Origin of the sequence: Streptomyces sp. R41, from assembly GCF_041053055.1 — a bacterium.
Taxonomy (GTDB): Bacteria; Actinomycetota; Actinomycetes; order Streptomycetales; family Streptomycetaceae; genus Streptomyces.
Genome location: NZ_CP163443.1, coordinates 1,745,689 through 1,770,344, shown reverse-complemented (window position 1 = coordinate 1,770,344; position 24,656 = coordinate 1,745,689). Strand labels below are relative to the sequence as shown.

General features: G+C 71.2%; 24 protein-coding genes and 1 pseudogene. 6 read left to right on the top strand and 19 right to left on the bottom strand.

The genetic code is table 11. From position 1 onward, the window contains the following. Positions 1-173: 173 nt before the first annotated feature. Positions 174-1,769: an alkaline phosphatase gene (locus AB5J53_RS08385; protein WP_369244983.1), complete on the bottom strand. Its 1,596-nt coding sequence runs from the start codon at positions 1,767-1,769 to the stop codon at positions 174-176. A gap of 311 nt (positions 1,770-2,080) precedes the next feature. Further along, complete coding sequence (locus AB5J53_RS08380) at positions 2,081-3,529, bottom strand: PLP-dependent aminotransferase family protein (RefSeq protein ID WP_369244982.1); 1,449 nt, start codon at positions 3,527-3,529, stop codon at positions 2,081-2,083. Here AB5J53_RS08380 and AB5J53_RS08375 point away from each other — a divergent pair. Further along, a pseudogene (locus tag AB5J53_RS08375) lies at positions 3,493-4,413 on the top strand (DMT family transporter); the annotation flags it as partial. The gene AB5J53_RS08380 and the pseudogene AB5J53_RS08375 overlap by 37 nt on opposite strands. A gap of 45 nt (positions 4,414-4,458) precedes the next feature. On the opposite strand, the gene AB5J53_RS08370 reads toward AB5J53_RS08375, so the two are convergent. Together AB5J53_RS08370 and AB5J53_RS08365 are read right to left on the bottom strand one after the other, a co-directional pair. After that, positions 4,459-5,289, bottom strand: coding sequence for an alpha/beta fold hydrolase (locus AB5J53_RS08370; protein WP_369244981.1), 831 nt, complete (start codon positions 5,287-5,289; stop codon positions 4,459-4,461). A 146-nt stretch (positions 5,290-5,435) separates the two neighbouring features. Then, positions 5,436-6,089 carry an NADPH-dependent F420 reductase gene (locus AB5J53_RS08365; protein ID WP_369244980.1) on the bottom strand — a complete coding sequence of 218 codons (654 nt, stop codon included), beginning with the start codon at positions 6,087-6,089 and terminating at the stop codon, positions 5,436-5,438. Between the two features lie 113 nt (positions 6,090-6,202). Between AB5J53_RS08365 and AB5J53_RS08360 the strand changes: the two genes are divergently transcribed. Continuing rightward, positions 6,203-7,087 carry an RNA polymerase sigma-70 factor gene (locus AB5J53_RS08360; protein WP_369244979.1) on the top strand — a complete coding sequence of 295 codons (885 nt, stop codon included), beginning with the start codon at positions 6,203-6,205 and terminating at the stop codon, positions 7,085-7,087. A 269-nt stretch (positions 7,088-7,356) separates the two neighbouring features. Then, entirely contained in the window at positions 7,357-8,118 is a 762-nt protein-coding gene (locus AB5J53_RS08355; RefSeq protein WP_369244978.1) for a GntR family transcriptional regulator, read from the top strand. Between the two features lie 76 nt (positions 8,119-8,194). On the opposite strand, the gene AB5J53_RS08350 is transcribed toward AB5J53_RS08355, so the two are convergent. The 3 genes from AB5J53_RS08350 to AB5J53_RS08340 form a co-directional block, all read right to left on the bottom strand. Next, positions 8,195-9,352, bottom strand: coding sequence for an ROK family transcriptional regulator (locus AB5J53_RS08350; RefSeq protein WP_369244977.1), 1,158 nt, complete (start codon positions 9,350-9,352; stop codon positions 8,195-8,197). A 100-nt stretch (positions 9,353-9,452) separates the two neighbouring features. Further along, positions 9,453-10,115, bottom strand: coding sequence for a response regulator (locus AB5J53_RS08345; RefSeq protein ID WP_369244976.1), 663 nt, complete (start codon positions 10,113-10,115; stop codon positions 9,453-9,455). Between the two features lie 14 nt (positions 10,116-10,129). Beyond that, positions 10,130-11,284, bottom strand: a complete 1,155-nt coding sequence (locus tag AB5J53_RS08340; RefSeq protein ID WP_369244975.1) for a sensor histidine kinase — start codon at positions 11,282-11,284, stop codon at positions 10,130-10,132. Positions 11,285-11,392: 108 nt separating this feature from the next. On the opposite strand from AB5J53_RS08340, the gene AB5J53_RS08335 reads away from it, so the two are divergent. From AB5J53_RS08335 to AB5J53_RS08325, 3 genes are all read left to right on the top strand, one after another. Continuing rightward, positions 11,393-12,328: an ATP-binding cassette domain-containing protein gene (locus AB5J53_RS08335; protein WP_369244974.1), complete on the top strand. Its 936-nt coding sequence runs from the start codon at positions 11,393-11,395 to the stop codon at positions 12,326-12,328. Positions 12,329-12,420: 92 nt separating this feature from the next. After that, positions 12,421-13,146 (top strand): ABC transporter permease, encoded by a 726-nt coding sequence (locus AB5J53_RS08330; protein WP_369244973.1) that lies wholly within the window; start codon positions 12,421-12,423, stop codon positions 13,144-13,146. A gap of 60 nt (positions 13,147-13,206) precedes the next feature. Continuing rightward, positions 13,207-13,650: a hypothetical protein gene (locus tag AB5J53_RS08325; RefSeq protein ID WP_369244971.1), complete on the top strand. Its 444-nt coding sequence runs from the start codon at positions 13,207-13,209 to the stop codon at positions 13,648-13,650. 1 nt (position 13,651) lies between these two features. Here AB5J53_RS08325 and mug read toward each other — a convergent pair whose 3' ends face one another. From mug to AB5J53_RS08265, 12 genes are all read right to left on the bottom strand, one after another. Continuing rightward, complete coding sequence (gene mug / locus AB5J53_RS08320) at positions 13,652-14,152, bottom strand: G/U mismatch-specific DNA glycosylase (RefSeq protein ID WP_369244970.1); 501 nt, start codon at positions 14,150-14,152, stop codon at positions 13,652-13,654. A 44-nt stretch (positions 14,153-14,196) separates the two neighbouring features. Next, positions 14,197-15,639, bottom strand: a complete 1,443-nt coding sequence (gene purB, locus AB5J53_RS08315; protein WP_369244969.1) for an adenylosuccinate lyase — start codon at positions 15,637-15,639, stop codon at positions 14,197-14,199. A gap of 80 nt (positions 15,640-15,719) precedes the next feature. Continuing rightward, entirely contained in the window at positions 15,720-16,949 is a 1,230-nt protein-coding gene (locus tag AB5J53_RS08310) for a cytochrome P450 (protein ID WP_369244968.1), read from the bottom strand. Between the two features lie 24 nt (positions 16,950-16,973). Next, complete coding sequence (locus AB5J53_RS08305; protein ID WP_369244967.1) at positions 16,974-18,368, bottom strand: NAD(P)/FAD-dependent oxidoreductase; 1,395 nt, start codon at positions 18,366-18,368, stop codon at positions 16,974-16,976. Beyond that, on the bottom strand, positions 18,365-18,598 hold the full coding sequence (locus AB5J53_RS08300; protein WP_369244966.1) for a ferredoxin: 234 nt from the start codon (positions 18,596-18,598) through the stop codon (positions 18,365-18,367). Before AB5J53_RS08300 ends, AB5J53_RS08305 begins: the two co-directional genes overlap by 4 nt. Before the next feature lie 105 nt (positions 18,599-18,703). Next, positions 18,704-19,330 carry a hypothetical protein gene (locus AB5J53_RS08295; protein WP_369244965.1) on the bottom strand — a complete coding sequence of 209 codons (627 nt, stop codon included), beginning with the start codon at positions 19,328-19,330 and terminating at the stop codon, positions 18,704-18,706. A 103-nt stretch (positions 19,331-19,433) separates the two neighbouring features. Continuing rightward, a complete protein-coding gene (locus AB5J53_RS08290; protein WP_369244964.1) occupies positions 19,434-19,772 on the bottom strand; it encodes a DUF4326 domain-containing protein in 339 nt (112 codons plus the stop codon). Between the two features lie 22 nt (positions 19,773-19,794). Beyond that, positions 19,795-20,577: an SGNH/GDSL hydrolase family protein gene (locus tag AB5J53_RS08285; RefSeq protein ID WP_369244963.1), complete on the bottom strand. Its 783-nt coding sequence runs from the start codon at positions 20,575-20,577 to the stop codon at positions 19,795-19,797. A gap of 139 nt (positions 20,578-20,716) precedes the next feature. After that, positions 20,717-21,730: a hemolysin family protein gene (locus AB5J53_RS08280; RefSeq protein WP_369244962.1), complete on the bottom strand. Its 1,014-nt coding sequence runs from the start codon at positions 21,728-21,730 to the stop codon at positions 20,717-20,719. Continuing rightward, positions 21,727-23,052: a hemolysin family protein gene (locus AB5J53_RS08275; protein WP_369244961.1), complete on the bottom strand. Its 1,326-nt coding sequence runs from the start codon at positions 23,050-23,052 to the stop codon at positions 21,727-21,729. Before AB5J53_RS08275 ends, AB5J53_RS08280 begins: the two co-directional genes overlap by 4 nt. Before the next feature lie 168 nt (positions 23,053-23,220). Further along, positions 23,221-23,646, bottom strand: a complete 426-nt coding sequence (locus tag AB5J53_RS08270) for a GNAT family N-acetyltransferase (protein WP_369244960.1) — start codon at positions 23,644-23,646, stop codon at positions 23,221-23,223. A 56-nt stretch (positions 23,647-23,702) separates the two neighbouring features. After that, positions 23,703-24,620 carry an LLM class F420-dependent oxidoreductase gene (locus tag AB5J53_RS08265; protein ID WP_369244959.1) on the bottom strand — a complete coding sequence of 306 codons (918 nt, stop codon included), beginning with the start codon at positions 24,618-24,620 and terminating at the stop codon, positions 23,703-23,705. Positions 24,621-24,656 lie beyond the last annotated feature (36 nt).

Genomic DNA, 24,656 nt, shown 5'->3' with positions numbered 1-24,656 from the left:
ACTGACAATCGGCTCTGACCTGCGGAAACTTGCTCGCGAACGGGGTGCGGCGACGGGCGAACGGGGCCGCGCACCGGGGGATGACTCCGGTGCGCGGCCCAGCGGTTCGAGGGTACGGGAGTCGAAGGGCGTCAGGACCCTCCGTGCCCGGCGCGCCTCCCACCCCGCCCGTGCTACTGCCCCACGTGCCCCGGCTGCAGCACCTGCGTGAACAGCACGGTCCCGTCCTGCTCGCGCAGTCGCACCGTCAGCTCGCCGCTGTCGCCGTCGATGTCGACCTCGCCGAAGAACTGGTAGCCGCCGGCGGGCGAGACGTTCGAGGCGGTCGGCGCCTTCACGAACACACGCTCCGGACCGAACGTGTTGTCGAGCGCGTTCGCCGGGAAGGCACCGGCGTTGAGGGGGCCGGAGACGAACTCCCAGAACGGCTCGAAGTCGGTGAAGGTGGCCCGCGACGGCTGGTAGTGCTGGGCCGAGGTGTGGTGCACATCGGCGGTCAGCCAGACAGTGCCCGTGATCTTCCGGTACTTGATGAACCGCAGCAGCTCGGCGATCTGCAGCTCGCGCCCGAGCGGCGCGCCCGGGTCGCCCTGCGCCACGGCCTCGATGTTCGCCTTGCCCTCGGTGGTGTCCGGCACGACCAGGCCGAGCGGCATGTCCGCGGCGATCACCTTCCACACGGCCCGCGACCGCGACAGTTCCCGCTTGAGCCATTCCAGCTGCTCGGCGCCGAGGATGCCCTGGGGGTCGGTGGTCTGGTTGTCGGGCGAGTTGGCGTTGCGGTACGTCCGCATGTCGAGTACGAAGACGTCCAGCAGCGGACCGTGGCGCATGACCCGGTACACGCGGCCGTCCTCGTTGCCCGGTCGCAGCGTCGAGATGGGGAAGTACTCGCTGAACGCGCGACGGGCCCGGGAGGCCAGTACGTCGACGCTCTTCTCGGTGTACCGCGTGTCCGTGGCCGCGATCACCTCGCCCGGGTACCAGTTGTTGCGTACCTCGTGGTCGTCCCACTGGATGATCGACGGCACCTGGGCGTTGAAGCGCTTGAGGTTCTCGTCCAGCAGGTTGTAACGGAAGTTGCCGCGGAACTCGGCCAGCGTTTCGGCGACCTTGGACTTCTCCTCGGTCGTGATGTTCCGCCAGGTGCTGCCGTCGGGGAGCGCAGCGGTCGCCGCGATCGGCCCGTCGGCGTAGATGTTGTCACCGCTGCACAGGAAGAAGTCCGGGTCGAGCTTGGCCATGGCGTCGTAGATCCGGTAGCCGCCGATTTCCGGGTTGATGCCCCAGCCCTGCCCCGCCAGGTCGCCCGACCACAGGAAGCGCACCCCGCCGCGCCGACCGACCGGCGTCGTACGGAAGGTGCCGGCCACCGGCTCACCGGTGCGCCGCGGGTCGTCGGGGTCGGCGAGCAGAACGCGGTAGTGGATCTGCTCGCCCGAGGGCAGCGCGCGCAGCCGTGTCGTCCCCGTGAAGTCCGTGTCCGCGCCGAGCAGCGGACCGTGCCATCTGTGCGGGTTGCGGAACGACTCGGTCGCGGACGTCTCGACGATCATCCGGGCGGGGCGGTCGGAACGGACCCACACCAGGCCGGAGTTGGAGGTCACGTCGCCGGCCTGGACGCCCCACCCCGCCTTCGGCCGCCCGGAGAGGGCGAGCGCCGGGGCCGCGCCGAGGGCGGTGGGCAGGGCCAGCGCCGCGGACGCGACGAGGGAGCCGCGCAGAACGCTGCGGCGACCGGGGAAGGGGCTCTGCGGACGGTGTGACATGAATGCGCCTCCAGGGACGGATTCGGCCAGTGTGCAATGCCACAACTACTGGGGCGTCGCAGCGCACACGGAAACCGCAAGTGAACAACTGACCCCAGGGACAAGGGAACCGGTGTGCGACAGGTGTACGACGGCGGGGCGCATCAACCGCGCACAGCAATCGCCCTTGCCTCGTGGTGGCTCGGCCGCGCGAGGCGTCAGCCCTCCGCCCTCGGTTTCGTGGCGGTTCGGCCGCGCGAGCCTTCCGCCCTCCCCCCGGGGCTCCGGGGCGGCTCAGCCACGTACCGCCTCCGCTCTCGCCCCGAGGTGCCTCAGCCGCGCACCGCCTCCGCCATCAACCGCACCCCGTCGCGGATCCGAGCCGGCGACATGTGCGCGTACCCCAGCACCAGCCGTACGCCGTCCTCGACCGGCTCCCCGTAGTGGGCCAGCGGGCGCACCGCCACTCCGGCCGCGGCGGCCCGCTCCAGGAAGTGGTCCCGAGGACCGTACCGGTCGGGCAACGCGGCGATCGCATGCAGACCCGCCGCGATTCCGGACACCTTCGTGCCCGGAAAGTGCTCCTCCAGGGCGGACACGAGCGCGTCGCGCCGTTCCCGGTAGGCGCGCTGGCAGCGGCGCAGCTGCCGGTCGTAGTCACCCCGTTCCACGAAGCGGGCGAGGAGTGCCTGGTCGACGACCGGGTTCCCGAGATCCATCGTGCGCTTGCGTTCGACGACCTCGGCGGACAGGGAAGCGGGGACGAGCAGCCAGCCGAGCCGCAGCCCCGGTGCGAGGGACTTGCTGACCGAACCCGTGTAGGCGACGTGTTCGGGGTCGAGCCCTTGCAGGGCGCCCACCGGGGCACGGTCGTAGCGAAAGTCGCCGTCGTAGTCGTCCTCGATCACCAGACCGTCCACCGAGCGCGCCCAGTCGAGGAGTTCCACGCGGCGCCGCGCCGAGTACGCGATCCCGGTGGGGAACTGGTGGGCGGGTGTCGTCACGACCGCGCGTACGCCCGATGCCTCCAGCGGCCCGATGGCCAGCCCTTCCTTGTCCAGGGGCAGCGGTACGGTGCCGACGCCGGCCGAGGCGTACAGCGCGCCGTGCTCGGGACTCCCCGGATCCTCGACGCCGACATCGCGCACCCCGCGCGCGTGGAGCACGAATCCGAGCAGTGCCATCGCCTGCGCGACTCCGGAGATGACGAGGATCCGCTCCGGGTCCGCGACCACGCCCCGGCGCCGGGCGAGCAATGCGGCGAGGGCGGTGCGCAGCCGGGGCAGCCCGCGAGGATCCGGGTAGCCCAGTGCGTGGTGGGGGAGTTCGGCCAGGACCCCGCGCTGCGCGGCCGCCCACGCGGCGCGCGGGAACAGCGACAGGTCCGGCGTCCCGGCAACGAAGTCGGCCCGCGCTCCGGCCGGCCGTGGGGCGAGATCACGCGCGCGGGGACTCGCCGCCCTGGCCGCGCCGCCGACCCAGGTCCCGGCACCCCGGTCACTGCGCAGGTACCCCTCGGCCGTCAACTGCTCGTAGGCCTCGGTGACCAATCCCCGCGACACGCCGAGATCGGCGGCGAGCTCACGGCTGGACGGCAGCCGCGTGCCCGGAGCGAGCCGACCGGAACGGACCGCCTCGCGCAGCGCCGCCTGGAGTGTCCGGCCACGTGCGCGTGCCGGGGCCGAAGCGGCGGGTACGAGCAGCTCCCAGGCGGCGGCCCAAGGCGAGGGTCCCGACGATCCGGATGACAGGCCGCTCGAATTGGTCCCCGATGACGTCATGGAAGTGGACCTTAAACCGGACCACGTCTCTTCCTAGCGTCAGCGTCATGAACGCCACCACCACCCGGGGCGCGTTGCTCGCCGCCCTCGCCTGTGTTCTCGTCGGAGGCTCCTTCACCGCCAACAGCGTCCTGGGCCACTACCCGTACGCGGGTGGCCAGTTCCTCCGCTACGGCCTCGCCTGCGTCCTGCTCCTGCCGCTGGTCGGCCGCGGTGGCGGGGCGCCGCTGAGGCGGCTCGCGGCCCGTCAGTGGGGGCGCCTCGCGCTGCTCGCGGCGGTCGGCATGGTCGGCTTCAACCTCGCGGTGATCGCCGCCGAACGCTCGGCGGAACCGGCGGTTCCCGGCGTCTTCGTGGGCTGCGCCCCGGTGGTCGTGGCCGTTGTCGTACCCCTTCAGGAAGGGCGTCGTCCGCAACGTCGCGTCCTGTGCGGGGCGTTGCTCGTCGCGCTGGGCGCCTTCACTGTCCAGGGATGGGGTCGTACGGACGCGGCCGGCATCGCGTACTCGGTGTGCGCGCTGGCCGGAGAGGTCGGCTTCGCGGTCCTGGCCGTGCCGGTGCTGCGTCCCCTCGGGCCAAGGCTGCTGTCGGCCACCGTCTGCGCGATCGCCGCGGTCGAGTCGGCGGTGGCCGGGGTGCTCACCGGCGGAGGGGCGTGGCTGCGGACGCCGGACGCGACCGAGGGCGCCGCACTGCTGTGGCAGGCGGCGGTCGTCACGGTCGTCGGCTTCGTGTGCTGGTACATGGGCATGCAGCGCATCGGTGCGGAGCGCGCCACGCTCTTCTCCGGGCTCATCCCCGTCGCGGCCGCCTGCACCGCGCCGCTCGTCGGCACGGGCGCGTACGGCGCCGCCCAGGCCGCGGGGAGCGCCCTGGTCGGCGCGGGAGTCGCCCTGGGATCCGGTGCGTTGGCCCTTGTGGGGCGCCGCTCAGCTGCTGCCGTCGAGGATGACGCGGGCGACGAGCGCCGGATCGTCGTTCATCGGGACGTGCCCGCAGCCGGGCAGCCGCACCAGCCGCGCCCGGGGAATGATGTGCTTGGCGCGGATTCCCTGGCGGCGCACCAGCAGCCGGTCGCGGGTGCCCCAGGCCACGGTGACGGGAAGCCCGGGGATGTCGTCCGTGAACTGGACGGTGGAGCCCGCCCGGAGGGTATCGGTGAAGCCCTCGGCGTGGGCCAGCGCGAGGGTCTCCGCGACGACGGCCTCGGGTGAACGGCGGCCGGGGCGGGCGTAGATGGTGCTCGTCAGCGCCGCGCGCCCGGCTGCCGTACGAGAGAGCCGCTCCACCACCGGGAGCGGCAGGCGTCGGGCGCCCTGCCGCATCGCGATCAGCACGCCGAACGCGTACCGCCGCTCGACCGACGACCAGAACCCGGCGGGCGAGAGCGCAGTGACGGACCGTACGAGCTTCTCCCGGCCCAGCTCCAGGGCCAGCAGCCCGCCCAGGGAGTTGCCCGCCACATGCGGCCGCTCGATCTCCAGCGCCTCGCACAGCGCGCCGAGCGCGGGCACCACCGTCGACAGGTCGTGCGTGAGTCCTTCGGGCAGCGCCGGTGACTCGCCGAACCCCGGGAGGTCGACGGCGATGACGTCGCGCTCGGCCGCCAGGATGTGGATGACCGGGTCCCAGGCCTGCCGGTGGTGACCGATGCCGTGCAGCAGGAGCAGCGGTTCTCCGGTGCCCACGCGCGCGTAGGACATGGTCACGGTCCTCGGGCCGCGCGATGAGGGGAGGCTGAAGGAGACCGTGGCGGACATGGGGCTGCTCCTCGTCGTCTGGGACACGCTGACGGACAGTCTTGTAGACAGCTTGTCAGCAACTGCTACCGACGGGTAGCCCCCGGCCGCCACGAACCCGCGCGACGCGCCTACGCGTGTCGTCCAGCGGCACGCGCGCGTGTCCCTCAACGCGCCCTGCGTACCTCCACGTTGAACTCCGGGTGCCCGATCTGCTGGAACAGGGTCAGCCACATGGGCAGGTACATCTCCGCGGCCCGCGCCGTCCGGATGCCGCCCAGGTCGAGCACGCGGTGCGGCGGCCAGCCGAATTCACCGAGGAGCGCCGTCACCTGCTCCTTCGCGCTCTGGTCCTCCCCGGAGACGAAGATCTGGTGCTCGCCCGGCACCAGCGCGGGGTCGACCATCACATGGCAGTTGACGGTGTTGAGGCTCTTCACCACGCGCGCGTGCGGGAAGGAGCGCTGGATCTGTTCGCCCACGCTGTCCGACTCGACGGGCGAGAGGCGCACCTGACCGTCCTCGAACCCGATGGGGTTGGAGACGTCGATGACGACCTTGCCGTTCAGATTCTCCTCGCCGGCCGCTTGCAGCGCGGTGACGGCCACCTGTCCGCCCACCGCGTTCACGACCACCTCGCCGAAGGCGGCCGCCTCCGCGAACGTGCCGTGGCCCGCCCCGGGTCCCGCGCTGTCGGCCCACTCCACCGCGGCCGGATTGTCCTTCGTGCGCGAACCCAACGACACCTCGTGACCCAGTTCGATCAGCTTGCCGCCGAGGGTGCGCCCCACTTCGCCCGTGCCCAGAACCGCGTACCGCATGGTCACTCCTCCAGTGTCGAGGCCGCGGGCCACCGGTGGCCCGCGGGTCATTGTGCTCCAGTGAGTGCCGATTCCGCCTGGACACGGCAAGACGCGTCGGGTGGGATGGGACGGTGACGATCGACACCGCGACCGATGTCTTCGAAGAGCACCGTCCCATCCTGATGGGCGTCGCCTACCGGATGCTGGGGCGGGTGGCCGACGCGGAGGACGTGGTCCAGGAGGCGTGGCTGCGCTGGTCCGGCGCCGACCGGACCGAGGTGCGCGAGCCGCGCGCCTACCTGGTCCGCATCACCACGCGCCTCGCCATCGACCGGCTGCGCCAGGTGCGGTCGCGCAACGAGGCGTACGTGGGACCGTGGCTTCCCGAGCCGTATGTCACCGACTTCGGGGACACCGTTGCCGACACGGCGGAGCGGGCCGTGCTCGCCGACTCGGTCTCGCTCGCCGTCCTCGTCGTCCTGGAATCGCTGTCGCCCCTGGAGCGCGCGGTGTTCGTCCTCAGGGAGGCGTTCGGCTATCCGTACGCGGACATCGCCGCCGTCCTCGACCGCGGCGAGCCCGCGGTGCGGCAACTCGCCGGGCGGGCGCGCAAGCACGTCGACGAACGGCGGCCGCGCTACGAGGTCGACCCGGTCGAACGCCGCGATCTGACCGAGCGGTTCCTCGCCGCTGCCGCCGAGGGCGACCTGGAAGGGCTCATGTCCCTGCTGGCGCCGGACGCGCGGCTGGTCGGCGACAGCGGCGGCCTGTCCCAGGCACCGCGGCGGGTCCTCGATACCGCCGACAAGGTGGGGCGCTTCCTCATCGGCGCGGCCAAGAAGGGCGTGCCCGCCCCCTCGTTCCGTTTCCTGGAGATCAACGGCGGGTTCGCGGTGCTCGTCCTCTCCGCCGGCAAGCCGGACAGCGTCTTCCAGCTGGACGTCGTGGACGGCCGCATCCAGTGCGTCTACATCATGCGCAATCCCGAGAAGCTGGTGTCCCTGTCCGCCACATAGGCACTCCGTGCCGCATCGGGCCCCGTACCCGTACGACGCCGAAGCCCCCGTCTCCTGGACGGGGGCTTTCGGCGTTGTGTCACGGACATCGCCCAGCACGAACGCCCTGTGAACGCTCTGCGGCAACGCACCTGTGCAATCCGTAAGCGATCGAGGATTGGTCTTGACCAAGGGTGGGGGCGGCCCTATGGTCGCAGAGATAGTGCAAGAACCTTTAATAAACAAGGGCGCTAAAACGCCGCCGGGCCACGGCGATTGCGGAGGACAGGGTGGGGACCCAGCAGCTGGAATCGGTGCCGGAGCCTAAGTACTGGCATCTCAAGACCGTGCTCAGTGAGGCACTGGACTCTGAGTTCTCCGTGGGTGAGATCCTGCCCAACGAGCGCGACCTGGCGGCCCGGTTCGGCGTCGCGCGAGCCACGCTGCGGCAGGCTCTCGAGCAGCTCGAACTGGAAGGACGGCTGCAGCGCCGCCGCGGAGTGGGCACCACGGTCGCCCCGCCGCGCATGGGCGTGGCCGTCGGATCCGAGCAGCACGTGTGGCCGGGCGCGGTCGGCGACGCCTGGCAGCCCGCTGACTGCGCGGTGGCTGTCCCGCCCGCGTCGGTGGCCGACATTCTGGAGACCGTCCACGGCGAGCAGGTGCACACGGTGCGCCGCTCGCGCGTGACGCACGGCCAGCCGGTCGCCGCCGAGCTGCTCTACGTCCCGGCGTCCTCGGTGCCCGACCTGTCCGCGATCGACGCGCCCTCGGGTGCGGCACGCGCGCGTGCCGTGCTGCGCGAGCTGCAGCGCCTGGAGCTGGAGGGCCAGGACCGCGCCGTGGAGCTCGGCTCGGCCCGCGCGGACGACGCCAAGGAACTCGACCGGCTTCCCGGAGCGCCCGTCCTCGTCGTCACGACCCGCTTCTTCGCCGAGGGGCGCACCGCGGCGGTCTCGGTGGCCACATACCGCGCCGACACCTGCCGGCTGACCTTCGGCGACTCCGGCGGCGTGGAGATCCACCACGACCCGGAGCGCCGCGTTTCCTGAGCCGAGCGGCCCGCAGAACCGCACCCGTCGCGCCCCGGAGAAATCCGGGGCGCGACGTCGTTCAAGGGGTGCTGGGTCAACGGCGCGCCGTCACGGTCCCCTCGACCGCGAACAGCTGCTCCTCCACATGATCGAGAGCCAGCCGCAGCGCTCCGGTCGCCACCGCCGCCTCGCCCAGGAGAGAGAGGGTCACCTTGGGCGGCCGCAGACAGTAGCGCGCCAACTCGCGCCGCAGCGGCTCCAGTACGCCGTCCAGGCCGGCCGCCCAGCCGCCGATGACGACCAGCTCGGGGTCGAGGGCGAGGACGAGCGCCGCGACGTCGTGCACGAGGCGCTGGATGAAGCGGTCGACCGCCGCACGGGCCCGCTGGTCACCGCCCTTGGCGAGCGCGAAGACCTCGGCGACGGCCTGTTCGTCGAGCGGGTGGAGCGGCTCGTCCGTGGTGGAGAGCAGCGTCTCGGGAGTGACCTCGCGGCCCAGCAGATGCAGCGCGCCGATCTCGCCGGCCGCGCCGCCGTACCCCCGGTGCAGCCGCCCGCCGATCAGCGAACCGGCGCCCGGGCTCAGCCCCGCCAGTACGAACACGACGTCGTCGGACTCGGTGGCCGCGCCCTTCCAGTGCTCGGCGACCGCCGCGGCGTTGGCGTCGTTCTCGACCAGCACCGGGCACTTGAAGGAACGACTCAGCCGTTCGCCGAGCCGCAGGCCCGTCCACTCCGGCAGCGCCGTGCCCAGCCGCACGGTGCCGTCCGCCTCCACGATCCCGGGGCTGCCCACGCCGACCGCCCGGAGGGAGCTTCGGGCGATGCCCGCGCGGCGCAGCAGCTCGGCGACCGCCATCCGCAGCCGTTCGAGCCGCTCGTCCGCCGAAGCGCTCTCGTCCACGTCCTTGGCCATGGCACCCAGCACACGGCCGTCCAGATCCGCGAGCAGCGCGGCGACGCGGTGCGGGCCTATCTCCAGGCCCAGCAGATGGCCCGCCTCGGCCCGGAACCGGAACCTGCGTGCCGGACGCCCCTGGCGCCGGGCAGCGCCCTCCTCGGCCGCCTTCTCGACGACGAGTCCGTTCTCGATCAGCCCTTCGACGACGCCCTCGACCGTGGGCCGGGACAAGCCCGTCACCCGGGTGATCTCGGTGAGGGTCGCGCAGTCCGTTGCACGCAGCGCGTGCAGCACCACCGCGGAATTGATCCTTCGCAGCAGAGAGGGGTCCCCGCCGGTCAACCGCCCCAACGTCCGTCCTCCCAGCTCGTGCGCGTGTTGGCCGGATCGTACTCGGCGCGGTGGACCCCGGCGAGTGCCGGGGACCCCCTTTGCTACCGACGAGTCGGAATCAGCCGGGTGCCACGAACCCCGACTCGTACGCCGCGATGACCGCCTGCGTACGATCCCGGGCTCCCAGTTTCGCCAGTACGGCGCTGACGTGGGACTTCACCGTCTCGGTCCCGACGACCAGCCGCGCGGCGATCTCCGCGTTCGACAGCCCCCTGGCCATCAACCGCAGCACCTCCGCCTCCCGCTCGGTCAGGGCGGCCCGCTCCATGGCCGCACGCGCCGCCGCGTTCCCGGCGCCGTCCCCGTACTCGGCGGCCAACTGCCGTACGGAGGCGGGGAACAGCAGCGACTCGCCCTCGGCGACCAGCCGCACGGCGTGCACGATCTCGGCGGGCCGCGCCCGCTTCAGCAGGAAACCGTCGGCACCCGCGCGCAACGCCTCGTAGACGTACTCGTCGTTCTCGAACGTCGTCACCACGAGGATCTTCGGCGGGTCACTCACCGTGCGCAGCACCGCGCGTGTGGCCTCGATGCCGTCCAGGAGGGGCATGCGGACGTCCATGGCGACCACGTCGGGCCGCAGCTGCCGCACCAAGGGGATCACCGCCGCGCCGTCGGCCGCCTCCCCGACGACCTCGATGTCGGGCTGCGCCTCCAGGACGGCGCGCAGACCGGCGCGTACGAGGGGTTCGTCGTCGACAAGGAGAACGGTGACCGGCATCCGGCCAGCGTAGATCAGCGCAACGGCAGCTCTACATGCACCTGCCAGTCACCTGCGTCCGGTCCCGTCCGTGCGCGGCCGCCGAGCAGTGCGGCCCGTTCCCGTATGCCGCGCAGGCCGCTGCCCCGGCCGGGCCCGGGTATCTCCGCGGTCAGCGGATTGCGGACCTCCAGGCCGAGCGTGCCGTCGGCGACCTCGATGCGGACCCGGACTGGGACGCTCCCCGCGTGCCGCAGCACATTGGTCAGGGACTCCTGGAGGATGCGGTAGCCCTCCCGGGAGACCGGACCCGGCACGGTCTCCAACGCGCCCGTCACCTCGGCGTCGACCTTCGCCCCGGACGCACGCGCCGATTCCAGGAGCCGGTCGGCCTCGTTCAGCGTCGGGCGGCTGCTCGCGGGACGCTCCGCCTCGCGCAGTACGCCCAGCACCCGCTCCAGGTCCTCCAGCGCGGCCCGGCCGGTGTCCTCGATGGCGCTCAGGGCCCGATCGGTGAACGCCGGGTCCCCGGCCGCCCGCGCCGCGCCTGCCTGCACCACGGCCACGGTCAGTGCGTGGCCGATCGAGTCATGGAGCTCCCGGGCGATGCGGTTGCGCTCCAGGAGCTGCTCGGTGCGCTCCTCCAGGGCGGCGAGCCGCTCGGTGGGGGAGGGACCGAGAAGACGGCGCGCGAGTGTCGTGATCAACTCGCCCAGGCCGACCACCGAGCCGTACAGGGCGAGCAGCGGCAACGGAACGAGCAGCGCGTAGGCCCACTGCGGAAGCGTCACCGTCATGACCGGTGTGTGGATCGGTTCCGTGTCGATCGCGGCCTTGACCAGGAGGACGGCTGCCGCGGGCAACCAGACGGTGATGAAGGATGCCACCCCGCTCAGGACCATCCGTACTTCCAGCCACAGCACGGTCCGCCAGCGGTCCCGCCACGTGGTCGAGGGCGAGATCGAGAACGCCGCGTCCCCGCCGTCCCGCGCCAGCATGAACCGCGCCTGCACACCCTCGCCCGGCCGCACGGCCGGGATCAGCCCCAGCGGAATCAGCAGGACCGCAGGCACCCACGGCTTTGACATGTCGATGAACAGCCACACACTTTCGAACAGCATCGGCACCCACAGGTGCAGCCAGCGTGTGTACGTCGTCCCCCGGACCAGCGGGTGCAGAAAGCGGGCCATTGCGTCATCGTGCCAGCCGGCACTGACAACGGGCCTCCCCCGAGCGGGGGAGAGGATCTCCACCGGTGGGGGAGGTGACGAGCGGTCAGCACCGGCCACGCTGGGGCCATGACCAGCATCGACGTCCAAGACCTGACCAAGGAGTACGGCAGCACGCGAGCCGTGGACCACCTCACCTTCAGCGTTCTCCCGGGCCGTGTCACCGGATTCCTCGGTCCCAACGGCGCCGGAAAGTCCACCACCATGCGGCTCGTACTGGGCCTGGACCGGCCCACGTCCGGCACCGCCACCGTCGGCGGCCGCGCCTACGCCACCCTCCACGAACCGCTGCGGGAGGTGGGCGCACTGCTCGACGCGGGGGCCGCGCACGGATCGCGGTCCGCCCGCGACCATCTGCGGGCGCTCGCCGCGAGCAACCGCATCCCCGAACGGCGCGTGGACGAGGTGCTGGAGGAGGCGGGGCTCGCCTCCGTCGCGCGGCGCCGGGTGAAGACGTACTCCCTGGGCATGCGCCAGCGCCTGGGCATCGCGGCAGCGCTCCTCGGCGACCCGCCCGTGGTGCTCCTCGACGAACCGTCGAACGGGCTGGATCCCGAAGGGATCATCTGGATCCGGGAGTTGATGCGCGGACTCGCCCGCGAGGGCCGCACCGTCCTCGTCTCCAGCCACCTCATGAACGAGACCGCGTCCTTCGCCGACCACCTCGTCGTCCTCGGCCGGGGCCGGCTCCTCGCCGACATGCCCATGCGGGAGTTCATCTCCGCGCGCGTGCAGCCCCGCGTGCGGGTGCGCACCACGGACGGCGGCGCGTTGAGCGACCTGCTCGCGCGGCACGGTATCGAGGCCGTCGAGGGCGAGGGCGGCTGCTGGACCGCTCTCGACGCGCGCGTGGAGGACATCGGCCGCCTCACGTCCGCCGCGGGCCTGCCGATCCTCGAACTCGCGCCGGAGGAAGGCACGTTGGAGCAGGCCTACCTGGATCTGACGGCAGCCGAGACCGAGTTCGCCGCCACGCCCACCACACCCCAGGCTCAGGAGGCCTGACCATGACGGACACAGCCTCGAGAGGCCTCACCGAGGCGGGCTCAGCCTCAAGCGGCCCGACCACGCCGGACACATCCCAAGGGGGCTTCTCCATGACCTTCGCACCCGTACTCCGCGCGGAGTGGATCAAGATCCGTACGCTGCGGTCGCTCCTGTGGGGACTGGCCGCCGTCCTGCTCGCCACCGCGGCGTTCTCCGCGCTCGCCGGTCTCGACGACTCCGGGGACCAGGACTTCGACCCGCTGTTCTCGGCGTTCTTCGGTGTCAGCTTCGGACAGATCGCGGCGATCACCTATGGCGCGCAGGCGGTCTCGGCCGAGTTCCAGGGCGGCGCCCTGCGCGTCACGCTCGCAGCAGTACCGGACCGAGTGCGGTGGTTCGCGGCCAAGGCGGTGGCCATCGGCGTACCGGCGTTGGTCGTCGGCCTGGTCACAGGGGGCGTGAGCCTGGTCGTGGGCAAGGCGGTCCTCGGGACCAGGGCGAACGGGCTGACCTGGGGCGAGGGGCTGCGCGGTGTGGTCGGCTGCGGTATCTATCTGACACTGATGGCATTGCTCGCGGCGGGACTCGCGGCCCTCCTGCGCAGCGGAGTCGCCACCCTGAGCATCCTGATCCCGTTCCTCCTGATCGTGTCGTTCGTCGTCGGGTCGGCGGCGGGCACCGTGGCCGACTACCTGCCGGACAAGGCGGGGCAGGTGGTCCTCCACGAGACGTGGGACGGTGCTCTCGGTCCGTGGACGGGGCTCGCCGTGACCGCGGCCTGGGCAGCGGCGGCGCTGGCGGCCGGCGCGTGGAGCGTGCGACGCCGGGACGCCTGACGTCACTGGGCGGTCCTGACGCCACGCCAATTGTCAGTGGCGGCCGCTTTACTGGATCTCATGACCAGCGCGCTGTACCTCGCCACGATCTTGCGGCTGTGCTCCGAGGACTTCCCCGCGGAGGACAGCCGCTCGGACGTCGGCACCGGAGGACTCGGTTACCACATCGCCGAGTTGGCGACGAGCGAGGAATTCTGGGAGGACGACGGCACGGCGCGGGAGAAGACGGAAGAGCAGTACGAAGCCGATCGGGACGGCCTCTCGGAGCTGCTCACCCCGCGCTGGGGGCGTCCGCAGGTCTTCAGCCTGGCGAGCGTCTTCGACCGGTCGATGGACGGTGAGGACATAGCCGAGCCATGGGGCATCCTGAGTTCCCATGTGCCCGATGTGCACCTCTGGAAGGCGGAAGCGCACGGCCGCTGGGTTGCCCTCGGCGTCTCGCAGTGGGACAAGGAACTGCCGTTCCAGCTCCTGGCCGTGGTCACGGAGATAGACCCACCGTGACCTACTGAGCCTGCGCGGCCTCCCTCAACCGCCCGAACTCCTCCGCCATCGTCGCCGCCGTCCAATGCGCGTTGAGCCCACTCGGGTTGGGGAGTACCCACACCCGGCTGGCCCCGATCGTCCGCTCCTGCGGGCCGACTTGAGCCTTGCGGTCACCGAACGCCGTCCGGTACGCGGTCACACCGACCACCGCGAGCCACCGCGGCCGCAGTCGCTCCACCTTCTCGCTGAGCAGTCGCCCGCCCTCGCGGTACTCCGCGGCGCTGAGCTCGTCGGCCCGAGCCGTCGCGCGCGCCACCACATTCGTGATGCCGAGCCCGTACGAGAGCAACTCGCCCTGTTCCGACGGCTTCATGAGGCGGGGTGTGAACCCGGAAAGGTGCAGCACCGGCCAGAAGCGGTTTCCGGGCCGGGCGAAGTGATGGCCGGTGGCGGCCGTCATCAGTCCCGGATTGATGCCGCAGAACAGAACGTGGAGGCCGTCCGCGACGACATCCGGCACGAGCCGGTCGCGGGCGGCCTCCAGGTCCGCGGGAGTGAGCCGCGTCAGAGGATCGCCCCCGGCGTGTAGGCCGCGGCCTGCGGGTGCTGCTTCACGATGTCCTCGATACGGCCGACGACGACGGCGACCTGGTCGGCCGCGGCACCCGTGAAGGAGAGCTTGTCGGCCATCAACTCGTCGAGCTGGGCGCGGTCGAGCGGGATGCGTTCGTCCGCGGCGAGCTTGTCGAGCAGCTCGTTGCGCTCGGCGCCCTGCTCACGCATGGCGAGCGCGGAGGCGACGGCGTTCTCCTTGATGGCCTCGTGCGCGACCTCGCGGCCGACGCCCGCGCGCACCGCGCCCATGAGGACCTTGGTCGTCGCGAGGAACGGCAGGTAGCGGTCCAGCTCGCGCGCGACGACGGCCGGGAAGGCGCCGAACTCGTCGAGGACGGTGAGGAAGGTCTCCAACAGGCCGTCCAGCGCGAAGAACGCGTCGGGCAGCGCGACGCGGCGTACGACCGAGCACGACACGTCGCCCTCGTTCCACTGGTCGCCCGCCAGCTCGCCGGTCATCGACGCGTAGCCGCGCAGGATGACCATCAGGCCGTTGACGCGCTCGCAGGAGCGGGTGTTCATCTTGTGCGGCATCGCGGACGAGCCGACCTGGCCGGGCTTGAAGCCCTCGGTGACCAGCTCGTGCCCGGCCATCAGCCGGATCGTCTTGGCCAGCGAGGACGGCGCGGCCGCCAGCTGCACCAGCGCGGTGACGACCTCGTAGTCGAGCGAGCGCGGGTAGACCTGGCCGACGGAGGTGAAGGCCTGCGAGAAGCCGAGGTGCTGGGCGATGCGCTGCTCCAGGTCCGCGAGCTTCGCCGCGTCGCCGCCCAGCAGGTCCAGCATGTCCTGCGCCGTGCCCACCGGGCCCTTGATGCCACGCAGCGGGTAGCGGCCGAGCAGCTCCTCGACGCGGCCGTACGCGACGAGCAGCTCGTCGGCGGCGGTCGCGAAGCGCTTGCCGAGGGTGGTGGCCTGGGCGGCCACGTTGTGCGAGCGGCCGGCCATGACCAGTTCGGCGTACTCGCCCGCGAGCTTGCCGAGGCGCGCCAGGACGGCGACCGTGCGGTCACGCATCAGCTCCAGCGAGAGCCGGATCTGCAGCTGCTCGACGTTCTCGGTGAGGTCCCGGGACGTCATGCCCTTGTGCACGTGCTCGTGTCCGGCGAGGTCGTTGAACTCCTCGATCCGCGCTTTCACGTCGTGCCGCGTGACCTTCTCGCGCTCGGCGATCGAGGCGAGGTCGACCTGGTCGAGGACGCGCTCGTAGTCGGCGATGGCGGCGTCCGGCACCTCGATCCCGAGGTCCTTCTGGGCCCGCAGCACGGCGAGCCAGAGCTGACGCTCCAGCTTCACCTTCTGCTCGGGGGACCAGAGCGTGGCGAGCTCGGCGGAGGCGTAGCGTCCGGCGAGGACGTTGGGGATACGGGGCTTTGCGGGCGCGGCAGTCACGTGTAGGGAGTTTACCCGGCGTCCGGTGGGGCTCTGTACGTCCGCACAGCTCAGAGCGCCCAGGTCAGTCTGGTGAAGCTCTAAGGCCGGATGCCGTCGCAGGCGATCGGCAGATGGCGCGGGCCGCGAAGGACCGCGCTCTGCCGGTAGGGGGGCGGATCCTCCAGCAGTCGGGGATTCTCCAGCCTGCGGGCCAGCTCGCTCAGCGCGAGTTGCGCCTCCAGCCGGGCCAGTGGGGCGCCGAAGCAGCTGTGAATGCCGCTGCCGAAGCCCAGATGCTGGATGTCCCCGCGGTCAGGGTCGAACCGGTCCGGATGGTCGAAGCGGTCGGGGTCGCGGTTGCCCGCTGCCAGCACCAGCCACAGCGACGCGCCCTTGGGGATGGTGACGCCGCGCACCTCGATGTCGGCGAGGGTGCTGCGCTGCGGCACCAGCTGCACCGGTGGTTCGAAGCGCAGCAACTCCTCGACGAGGGGGACGGACAGTTTCGGGTCCTCGCGCAGCCGCTGGAGGACGTCGGGGTTGCGCAGCAGGGTCAGCATGCCGTTGGTGATGAGGTTGACCGTCGTCTCATGACCGGCGATCAGCAGGAGCACCGACGTGCTCAGGGCCTCCATCGTCGTCATGGCACCGTCCGGCCCGTGCGAGGTGGCCAGCTCCGACAACATGTCGTCGCCGGGCTTCTTGCGACGTTCCTCGATGAGCCCGGCCAGATACATGCCCAGCTCCGTGCGCGCATTGTGCGCGATCTTGGTGCGCTCCTCGCGATCGTCGTCCAGGACGGGGTCCAGGCTGGCGGCGATGGTGTCCGCCCAGGTGTGGAAGCGCGTCTCGTCCTCACGCGGCACCCCCAGCAGTCGGCAGATCACGGTCACCGGGAAGGGATAGGAGACCTGGTCGACCAGATCGATCCGATCCGGGGCGTCGATACCGTCGATGAGCCCCGCGACGATGCCTTTCAGCTCGTCGTGCATCTCGTAGATGCGCCGAGGGGAGTGCGGTGGGCCGAAAGGCCGGTTCGTCATACGCCGCAGCCGGTCGTGCTCCGGAGGGTCGAGCCGCAGGAAGCTCGGCGGCAGCGCGGTCTCCTCCTGTTGGTCGGCGGCCAGCGGATCGGCCGCCGCCGACTTCAGGTTGCGCACGTCGGAGCTGACCCGCGGATCGTGCAGAAGACTCTGGATGTCGTAGTACGTGCTGACGACGTACGGCCCGTCCGCCTCGTGGTACACCGGCGTCTTGCGGAGCTGCTCGTACAGCGGATACGGATTGGCACGGTTGGCGTGGTCGATGATCTGCCGCAGGATGTCCATGGGTGCGTCCTCGTGAGCGTCGGATCAGTGCCTGGCGGGGGTGAACGTCATCCGCCGGTCGGCGGGCGAATATCCGCTGAGAGTGACGGTCGGGCCGTGCGTGGGCACCGACGGGTCGGGGAAGTCGGCGTCCATCGGGTGCTGTCCCTCGGGACGGCGGTCCATCGTGGGGTAGGGCGGGGGGAACGGCGCCGTGGTCTCGATCTGCTGCTGGTAGAACTGCAGCCACTTCGACTGGTCGAAGGTGACGGCGCCGATGACACGCCCCTGATAGCCGTACACGCCGGTGAATCTGCGCTCGTTGAGAGCGCCCTGCGCGATGAGGATCTCCGTCCCCATCGTCGGCACCCCGACGGACTTGATGTTCACACCGAACTGTGAGGACCAGAACGCGGGCACCCAGATGTGGGGGCGGCGGTCCGTGCTTTCACTCATCATGTTGTGCGCCGCGGTCTCGGCCTGGGAAACGGCATTCCCCCAGTGCTCCAGAGACAGGAATTGGTATCCGAACAGCGGATGCGGGGACCGGGCGACGTCGCCCGCCACATAGATGTCGTCGGTCACGATGCCCCGGATGTCGAAGGCCCGGCAGCCGGCGTCACAGGCGATGCCCCGAGGACCCGCGCCGAGTCCGGATCCCGCGAGCCATTCGGTGTTGCGCATGGCACCGAGCGATACGACCACCACGTCCGCCTCGACGGAGTTCCCGTCGGAGAAATGGGCGGCGCGGACGCGTCCCGTGGAGTCGCCCTCCAGACCGGTCACCATGACGCCGCAGCGCAGGTCGACGCCGTTCTCGCGATGCAGCTCGGCCGCGACCTGGCCGATCACTCCGCCGAGCGCTCCGACCAGGGGTGCGTCGGCCCGTTCGGCCACGGTGACCGCGATCCCGCGTTCCCGGCAGGCCGAGGCGATCTCCGAGCCGGTGAATCCCGCGCCGATCACGAGCACGCGGCGCGGTCCCTGCGCGAGCGAGCGCTCCAGTGCGTGGGCGTCGTCGCGGGTCCGCAGGACGAACACGCCGTCGAGCTCCGCCTCGTCCTCCCTGGGCCATGGCCTGGCCCGTACACCGGTGGCGATGAGCAGCCGGTCGTACTCCACCTCGTCGCCGTCGGCCAGCCGTACCCGTCCGACCGCCATGTCCAGGCCGGTGGCCGGCACCCCGAGGCGCCACTCCGCGTCGATCGCCCGGCGCCGCGGGAGGAGGGTGCGATCCGCCGTCGCCTTGCCCAGCAGGACCTGCTTCGACAGCGGGGGGCGGTCGTAAGGCTCGTACGGCTCGTCGCCGATCATCGTGAGGGAGCCGGTGAACCCTTCCTCGCGCAACGTCTCCGCGCCACGCAGCCCCGCCAGTGAGGCGCCGACGACGACGATGCGCCCTTCGCGCTTGAGCCGCTCGAGAGATCCGTTGCCGCTCACCGGTCGCCCTCCCGGTCGCCTCCGGGGGCCTCGTCCGAGGCGTCCGCCTCCACGAGGATGGCCTGGACGGGGCACGCGGCGACGGCTCGCGCCACTTCCTCGCGCCTCTCCTCCTCGGCCTGCGGGTTGTAGAGCAGCGACTCTTCTCCGTGCATGGCAAATACGTCGGGAGCGAGGAACGCGCACTGCGCGTATCCCTGGCAGCGGTTGAGATCGACGACAAGCCTCACCGAGGATCAGCCTTTCCGTAGCCCCTTCTCGCCCCCTCCTGTTCAGCATGCGCGAGCGGGTGCGAAGCCGCGCGCCGAGGCACCCGTCGGGTGGCGGAATCACCGCTAGGCCACACAAGGGAGCGGCTCGCGAGGACCGGCACGGAGGATGTGGACGCTGACGACCAGCGCCCAGGCCGGGAAGACCAACTCGGACCAGGGCAGGCCGGACCCGAAGACGAGCAGGACAAGGCCCACGAGGTATCCGAGGACGGCGAGCGGACGTGGGAAGACGCCGAGGCGGTGTCCGATGGTCGAGGTCGTGAAGACGAACACGGCCGCCATGCGGAGCGCGTACGTCGTCATGAGCGTGTACGCGAAGTGGCGCCCGAAGCTCGAGGGCTGAGTCTCGCTCAGTACGGTGCCCGCCGCGGCGCCGGCACCGAACATGGTGGCGACGAATACCAGTCCACTGCCCAGGAACACGGTGGCGATGAATCTGTCCTCGGCGTCGCCGACCTGTGCGCGCAGGGCGCCCATGAACCACAGGAAGAAGATTCCCGCGAACGGGAGAATCTCCAGTGCCACCCGCACCGCCCACCGCTCGTCCGGATCGATCTTCGCGTTGGCGGCGTTGCCCGAGGGGACCGCGATCCGCACCAGCACGATCGCCGCCGCCAGCAGGACCGCGAACACCGCCCCTGCCATACCGGCGGCCCGCGGCGTCCGCAGCCGCTCGTCCTTCGGCTCCATCGGCGCTCGCCTTCTTCTCCGGTTCCCCTCTGGGTCCAGAAAGCAGGCAGTGGCTCACCCACGCCATCGGTGACACCCACGGGAGTGACGGCCGGGGTTCGTCCTACGAGGCGTCCGCCAGCTCCGCGAGGATGTCGCCGTGGCACAGCTCGGGCGCGCACCAGCACGCCAGCGTCTTGCCGCGCAGGGCGGGTACCTGGGCGAGGAGCTCGGGGCGTTCGAGGAGATACGCCCGGTACATCTCCATGACCTCGGCCCGGGTGCCGTCGCGCTTCTTGGTGGGGGTGTCGGGCGCGAACGGGTTGTAGAGCGGGTGCTGCGGGAGGTCCCAGTGGCCGATGGTCCAGCGACGACCGATGTAGACGAGGTCCGCCGGGGCCTTTTCCAGCCGGGGACCGAAGTCGTGGATGTGGCCCTTGAGGTTGATCACGGTGGTGGGCATGCGGCTCCCTTCCGCCGTATGTCTACCCCACCGATCCCTCGTACGGCAGCAGCTCGGGCCGCTTGGCCGGGCGTCCGTCACCCGACGAGCGGCCTGTCAGCCGCCGTCCGATCCACGGCAGCAGGTGCTGCTTGGCGAACCGGGCGTCGGCGGTGCGGCGGGCGACCCAGCCGGGTGGCGCGGTGGCCGCCATAGGCGTATGCCACTGCGCGTCCTGCGGCTCGTACCCGAGCGTCTGCCACACCGCCTCGGCGACGCGACGGTGCCCCTCCGCCGTCAGGTGCAGCCGGTCCACGTCCCACAGGCGGGGGTCGGCGAGCGAGGGCGCACCGTACAGGTCGACCACGAGCGCGCCGTGCCGCTCCGCGAGGTCGTCGACGACGGTGAAGAGCTCCTCCATACGCGGTCGGAACCGTTCGAGAACCGGGCCGTTGCGGCCGGGGCTGCGCATCAGGACGAGCTGCTTGCATGCGGGGGCGAGCCGCTCCACGGCCTCCTCCAGGAGACCGCGGACGCGTCCCATGTCGACCTTGGGGCGCAGCGTGTCGTTGAGCCCGCCGACCAGCGTGATCACGTCGGGTCGCATCGCGGCTGCCACGTCCACCTGCTCGTCGACGATCTGCCGGATCAGCTTGCCGCGCACCGCGAGGTTGGCGTACCGGAAGCCGGGCGTCCGTGCCGCCATCCGGGCCGCGAGGAGATCGGCCCAGCCGCGGTACGAGCCGTCGGGCAACAGGTCCGACATGCCCTCGGTGAAGGAGTCGCCGACCGCGACAAGACTGGTGTACGTGGCATTCGTCTGCATGGCGGAAAAGATGGTAACCCGCCTGCATACCCGTCGGTCGGTCGGGTCGCCGGGCGCGGAGACTCCTGTCGGTCGGGCCGCCGGGCGCTCTTGTCTGTCGGGCCGCCGGGCGGGGACGCTCCGGCGGCCCCTGTGGTGCTCACGCCGGCTGCCCGAACAACTCCCGCAGCACGTCCTCCATCGTCACCAGCCCCGCGAGCCGCCCGTCGCTGCCCATGACCGCCGCGAGATGCGTACGACTGCGCCGCATCGCCGTCAGCACGTCGTCCAGTGGAGTGCTCTCCCGTACCCGTGCGATGGGGCGCATGTCCCGCACCGGGAACGCCACGTCGCGCGGCATCGCGTCCAGTGCGTCCTTGACATGGAGGTAGCCGACGATGCGGCGGCCCTCGTCGACGACGGGGAAGCGGGAGAAGCCGGACTCGGCGGACAGCCGTTCCAGTTCGTCCGGAGTGACGCCCACGCGCGCGTAGACGACGCGTTCCAGGGGGAGGACGACGTCCCGCACGGGTCGCCGGCCCAGCTCCAGCGCGTCGTGCAGCCGCTCCTGAGCCCGGTCGTCGATCAGCCCGGCGGCGCTGGAGTCCTTGACCAGCCGGGCCAGTTCGTCGTCGGAGAAGGTCGCCGCGACCTCGCCCTTCGCCTCGACCCGCAGCAGCTTCAGCAGTCCGTTCGCGAAGGCGTTGATCGAGAAGATGACCGGGCGCAGCGCGCGCGAGAGCCCGACCAGTGGCGGGCCGAGCAGCAGCGCGGTGCGCACCGGCTCCGCGAGCGCGATGTTCTTCGGCACCATCTCGCCGAGCAGCATGTGCAGATACGTCGCCAGGGTGAGCGCGATGATGAACGAGATCGCGTGGCCAGCGCTCTGCGAGACGCCCACCGCGTGGAACACCGGCTCCAGAAGGTGCGCGATCGCGGGCTCGGCCACGATGCCCAGGACCAGCGTGCACAGGGTGATGCCCAGCTGCGCGGCCGCCAGCAGCGCGGACACGTGCTCCAGGCCCCACAGCACGCTGCGCGCCCGACGGTCGCCCCGCTCGGCGTGCGGCTCGATCTGGCTGCGGCGCACCGAGATCAGCGCGAACTCGGCGCCCACGAAGAAGGCGTTCACGACCAGCGTCGCGAGGCCGATCAGCAGTTGTACGGCGGTCATCGCTCCCCCTCCCCACCGTCGCGCGGAGCGTGCAGCAGCACCCGCGCTGCCCGCCGCCCCGAGGCGTCCACCACGTCGAGCCGCCACCCGGCGACCTCGACGCTGTCCTCGACGTCGGGAATGCGACCGAGCTCGGTCGCCATGAAACCGGCCAGCGTCTCGTACGGTCCGTCGGGCACCCGCAGACCGACGCGCGCCAGCTGGTCGATGCGGGCCGACCCGTCGGCCGAGTAGAGGGCCCGCCCCTCGTCGTCCGCGCCGGCCGGGGCCAGGTCGGGCGTCTCGTGCGGGTCGTGCTCGTCCCGCACCTCGCCGACGACCTCCTCGACGATGTCCTCCAGGGTGGCGACCCCGGCCGTACCGCCGTACTCGTCGATGACCGCGGCCATGGTGCGCTTGCCGACCAGCCGGTCCAGCAGCCGGTCGACGGTCAGGGACTCCGGGACGAGCAGCGGCTCACGCATGATCTGGGAGACGGGTGTCTGAGTCCGGCGTTCGGCGGGCACGGTCAGCACGTCCTTGATGTGCGCGATGCCGACGACCGAGTCGAGATTGCCGCGGTAGACGGGGAAGCGGGACAGGCCGGTCGCCCGTGTCGCGTTCGCCACGTCCTCGCAGGTCGCCTGCGCGTCCAGCGCGATGACCTGCACGCGCGGGGTCATCACGTTCTCCGCGGTCAGGTCGGCCAGATTCAGCGTGCGCACGAACAACTCGGCGGTGTCCGCCTCCAGGGCGCCCTGCTTGGCGGAGTGCCGGGCGAGCGCCACCAGTTCCTGGGGCCCGCGTGCGGAGGCCAGCTCCTCGGCGGGTTCGAGGCCGAAGCGTCGTACGACACTGTTCGCCGTGTTGTTGAGGTGCGTGATGAACGGGCGGAAGGCGGCGCTGAACCAGCGCTGCGGCGTCGCCACCCGCTTGGCCACGGCGAGCGGAGAGGAGATCGCCCAGTTCTTGGGCACGAGCTCGCCGACGACCATCAGGAAGACCGTCGACAGAGCCGTGCCGATGACCAGGGCCACCGAGTTCGACGCGGAGGGCGAGATGCCGATCGACTCCAGCGGACCCGCGATCAGCTTGGCGATCGACGCCTCCGAGAGCATGCCGACCACCAGGTTGGTGACGGTGATGCCGAGCTGGGCGCCGGAGAGCTGGAAGGTCAGATTCCGTACGGCTTTGAGGGCGCCCGACGCGCCGCGCTCACCGCGCTCGACGGCCCGCTGCAGCTCACTGCGCTCGACCGTGGTCAGCGAGAACTCCGCGGCGACGAAGGCGCCACAGGCCAGTGAGAGCAGAATCGCCACCAGGAGGAGGAGCACTTCGTTCATCGGGTCACCTCCGTCCCATGATCGGCCAGGGGCGGGGGATCGCGCGATATCGGGTACTGGGAGGCTCGCCCATGGGCGGACGCTCACACCTTTCATTGGAGGACCTGGTGATCCTCCAATGGTAAAGGATCAGCAAAGGACTCTCGTCGCGGGGGGCTCCGGCGGGCCCTAGTCGGTGAGCGGCTTCACCCAGCGGCGCCACTGCTCCTCGGGTGCATACCCGGCGGCCCGCCACGCATGCTGCGCGGTCTCGTTCCGCTGGAGCACCATCGCGTCGCCGCGGCGCCCCCCGAGTCGTACGAAACGTTCCTCGGCCGCGGCGAGAAGCGCCGAGCCGATGCCGAGGCGCCGGCGTTCGGGGTGCACCGCGAGGCGGTACAGATGACACCGCCAGCCGTCGAAGCCCGCGATCACCGTGCCGACCAGCTCGCCGTCCTGTTCGGCGAGGATCAGCGCCGCGGGATCGCGGGCGATGAGCCGCTCCACGCCGTCCCGGTCGTCACTGATGCTCGTGCCCTCGGCGGCCACCTTCCAGAAGGCCAGCACGGTGTCGAGGTCGTCGGGCGTCGCGGCCCGTATACGCAGGTCAGTCATGCCGCGATCCCATCACGGGCCCTCACCCGGGCTACGGAAATTCCACCATCCGGACGTCACTCGCCACGCAGTGCCTCGACGACGGGGGCGAACACCTCCATGTTCGGCTCCAGCACGGTCAGATACGAGAATCCGTACCGCTCCCGCTGCGCCCGCACCTGCTCGATGATCTGCTCCAAGGTGCCCACCAGCACGATCGGCAGCTCGAGCACCTGTTGCTCGGTCAGGTGGGGAATGCGGGGCAGCCAGGGCTGAATGGCGGCACCGCGGTCGTCGGTGACGGTGACGATCTGGATCAGCAGGTTGAGCTCGGCGGGCTCCTTGCGCCCCGCGGCGGACTCCCGGAACAGGGCGACGCGTTCGTCGAGTTCCTCGGCCGTGATGGGCGCCAGCGTGCCGCCCTCCAGGGTGCGCGCGCCGGTGAAGGCCGCGATGTCCGCGTGCTCGGCGGTGAGCCGCAGCATCCGGTCGCCGTTGGCGCCGATCAGGAGCGGCACGCGAGGCTTCTGCGCGGCCTGCTGCTTGGGGGTCCCCCCGCTCGAGGGGAGCCGAGAGTGGGGGAGCGCCTCCGAGCCGAGGAGCCGGTCCAACTCCTTGACCGTGCGCAGAAGATGATCGACCCGCTCACGCGGCGAACCCCACGGGAGGCCCGCGGTCTCGTGCTCCGCCTGTACATAGCCGGTGCCGAGGCCCAGTTCGAGGCGTCCGCCGGTCAACGTGTCGGTGGTGGCCACCTCGCGGGCCAGCAGCGTGGGGTTCCAGAAGCCCGTGTTGAGCACGAATGTGCCGAGGCGGGGCCGCTCGGTCGCCTCGGCGGCGGCGACCAGGGCGGGGAACGGGGCGGGCATGCCGAGGTGGTCGGCCACGGCGATGACGTCGTAGCCGAGTTCCTCGGCCCTGCGGCACTTGGCGCGCCATTCATCGGCGGATGCGGGGCTGATCAGGTTGACGCCGAATCGGAAGGGGCGCGGCATGAACTCTCCTTACCCGGAGGCGACTTGACGCGAGTA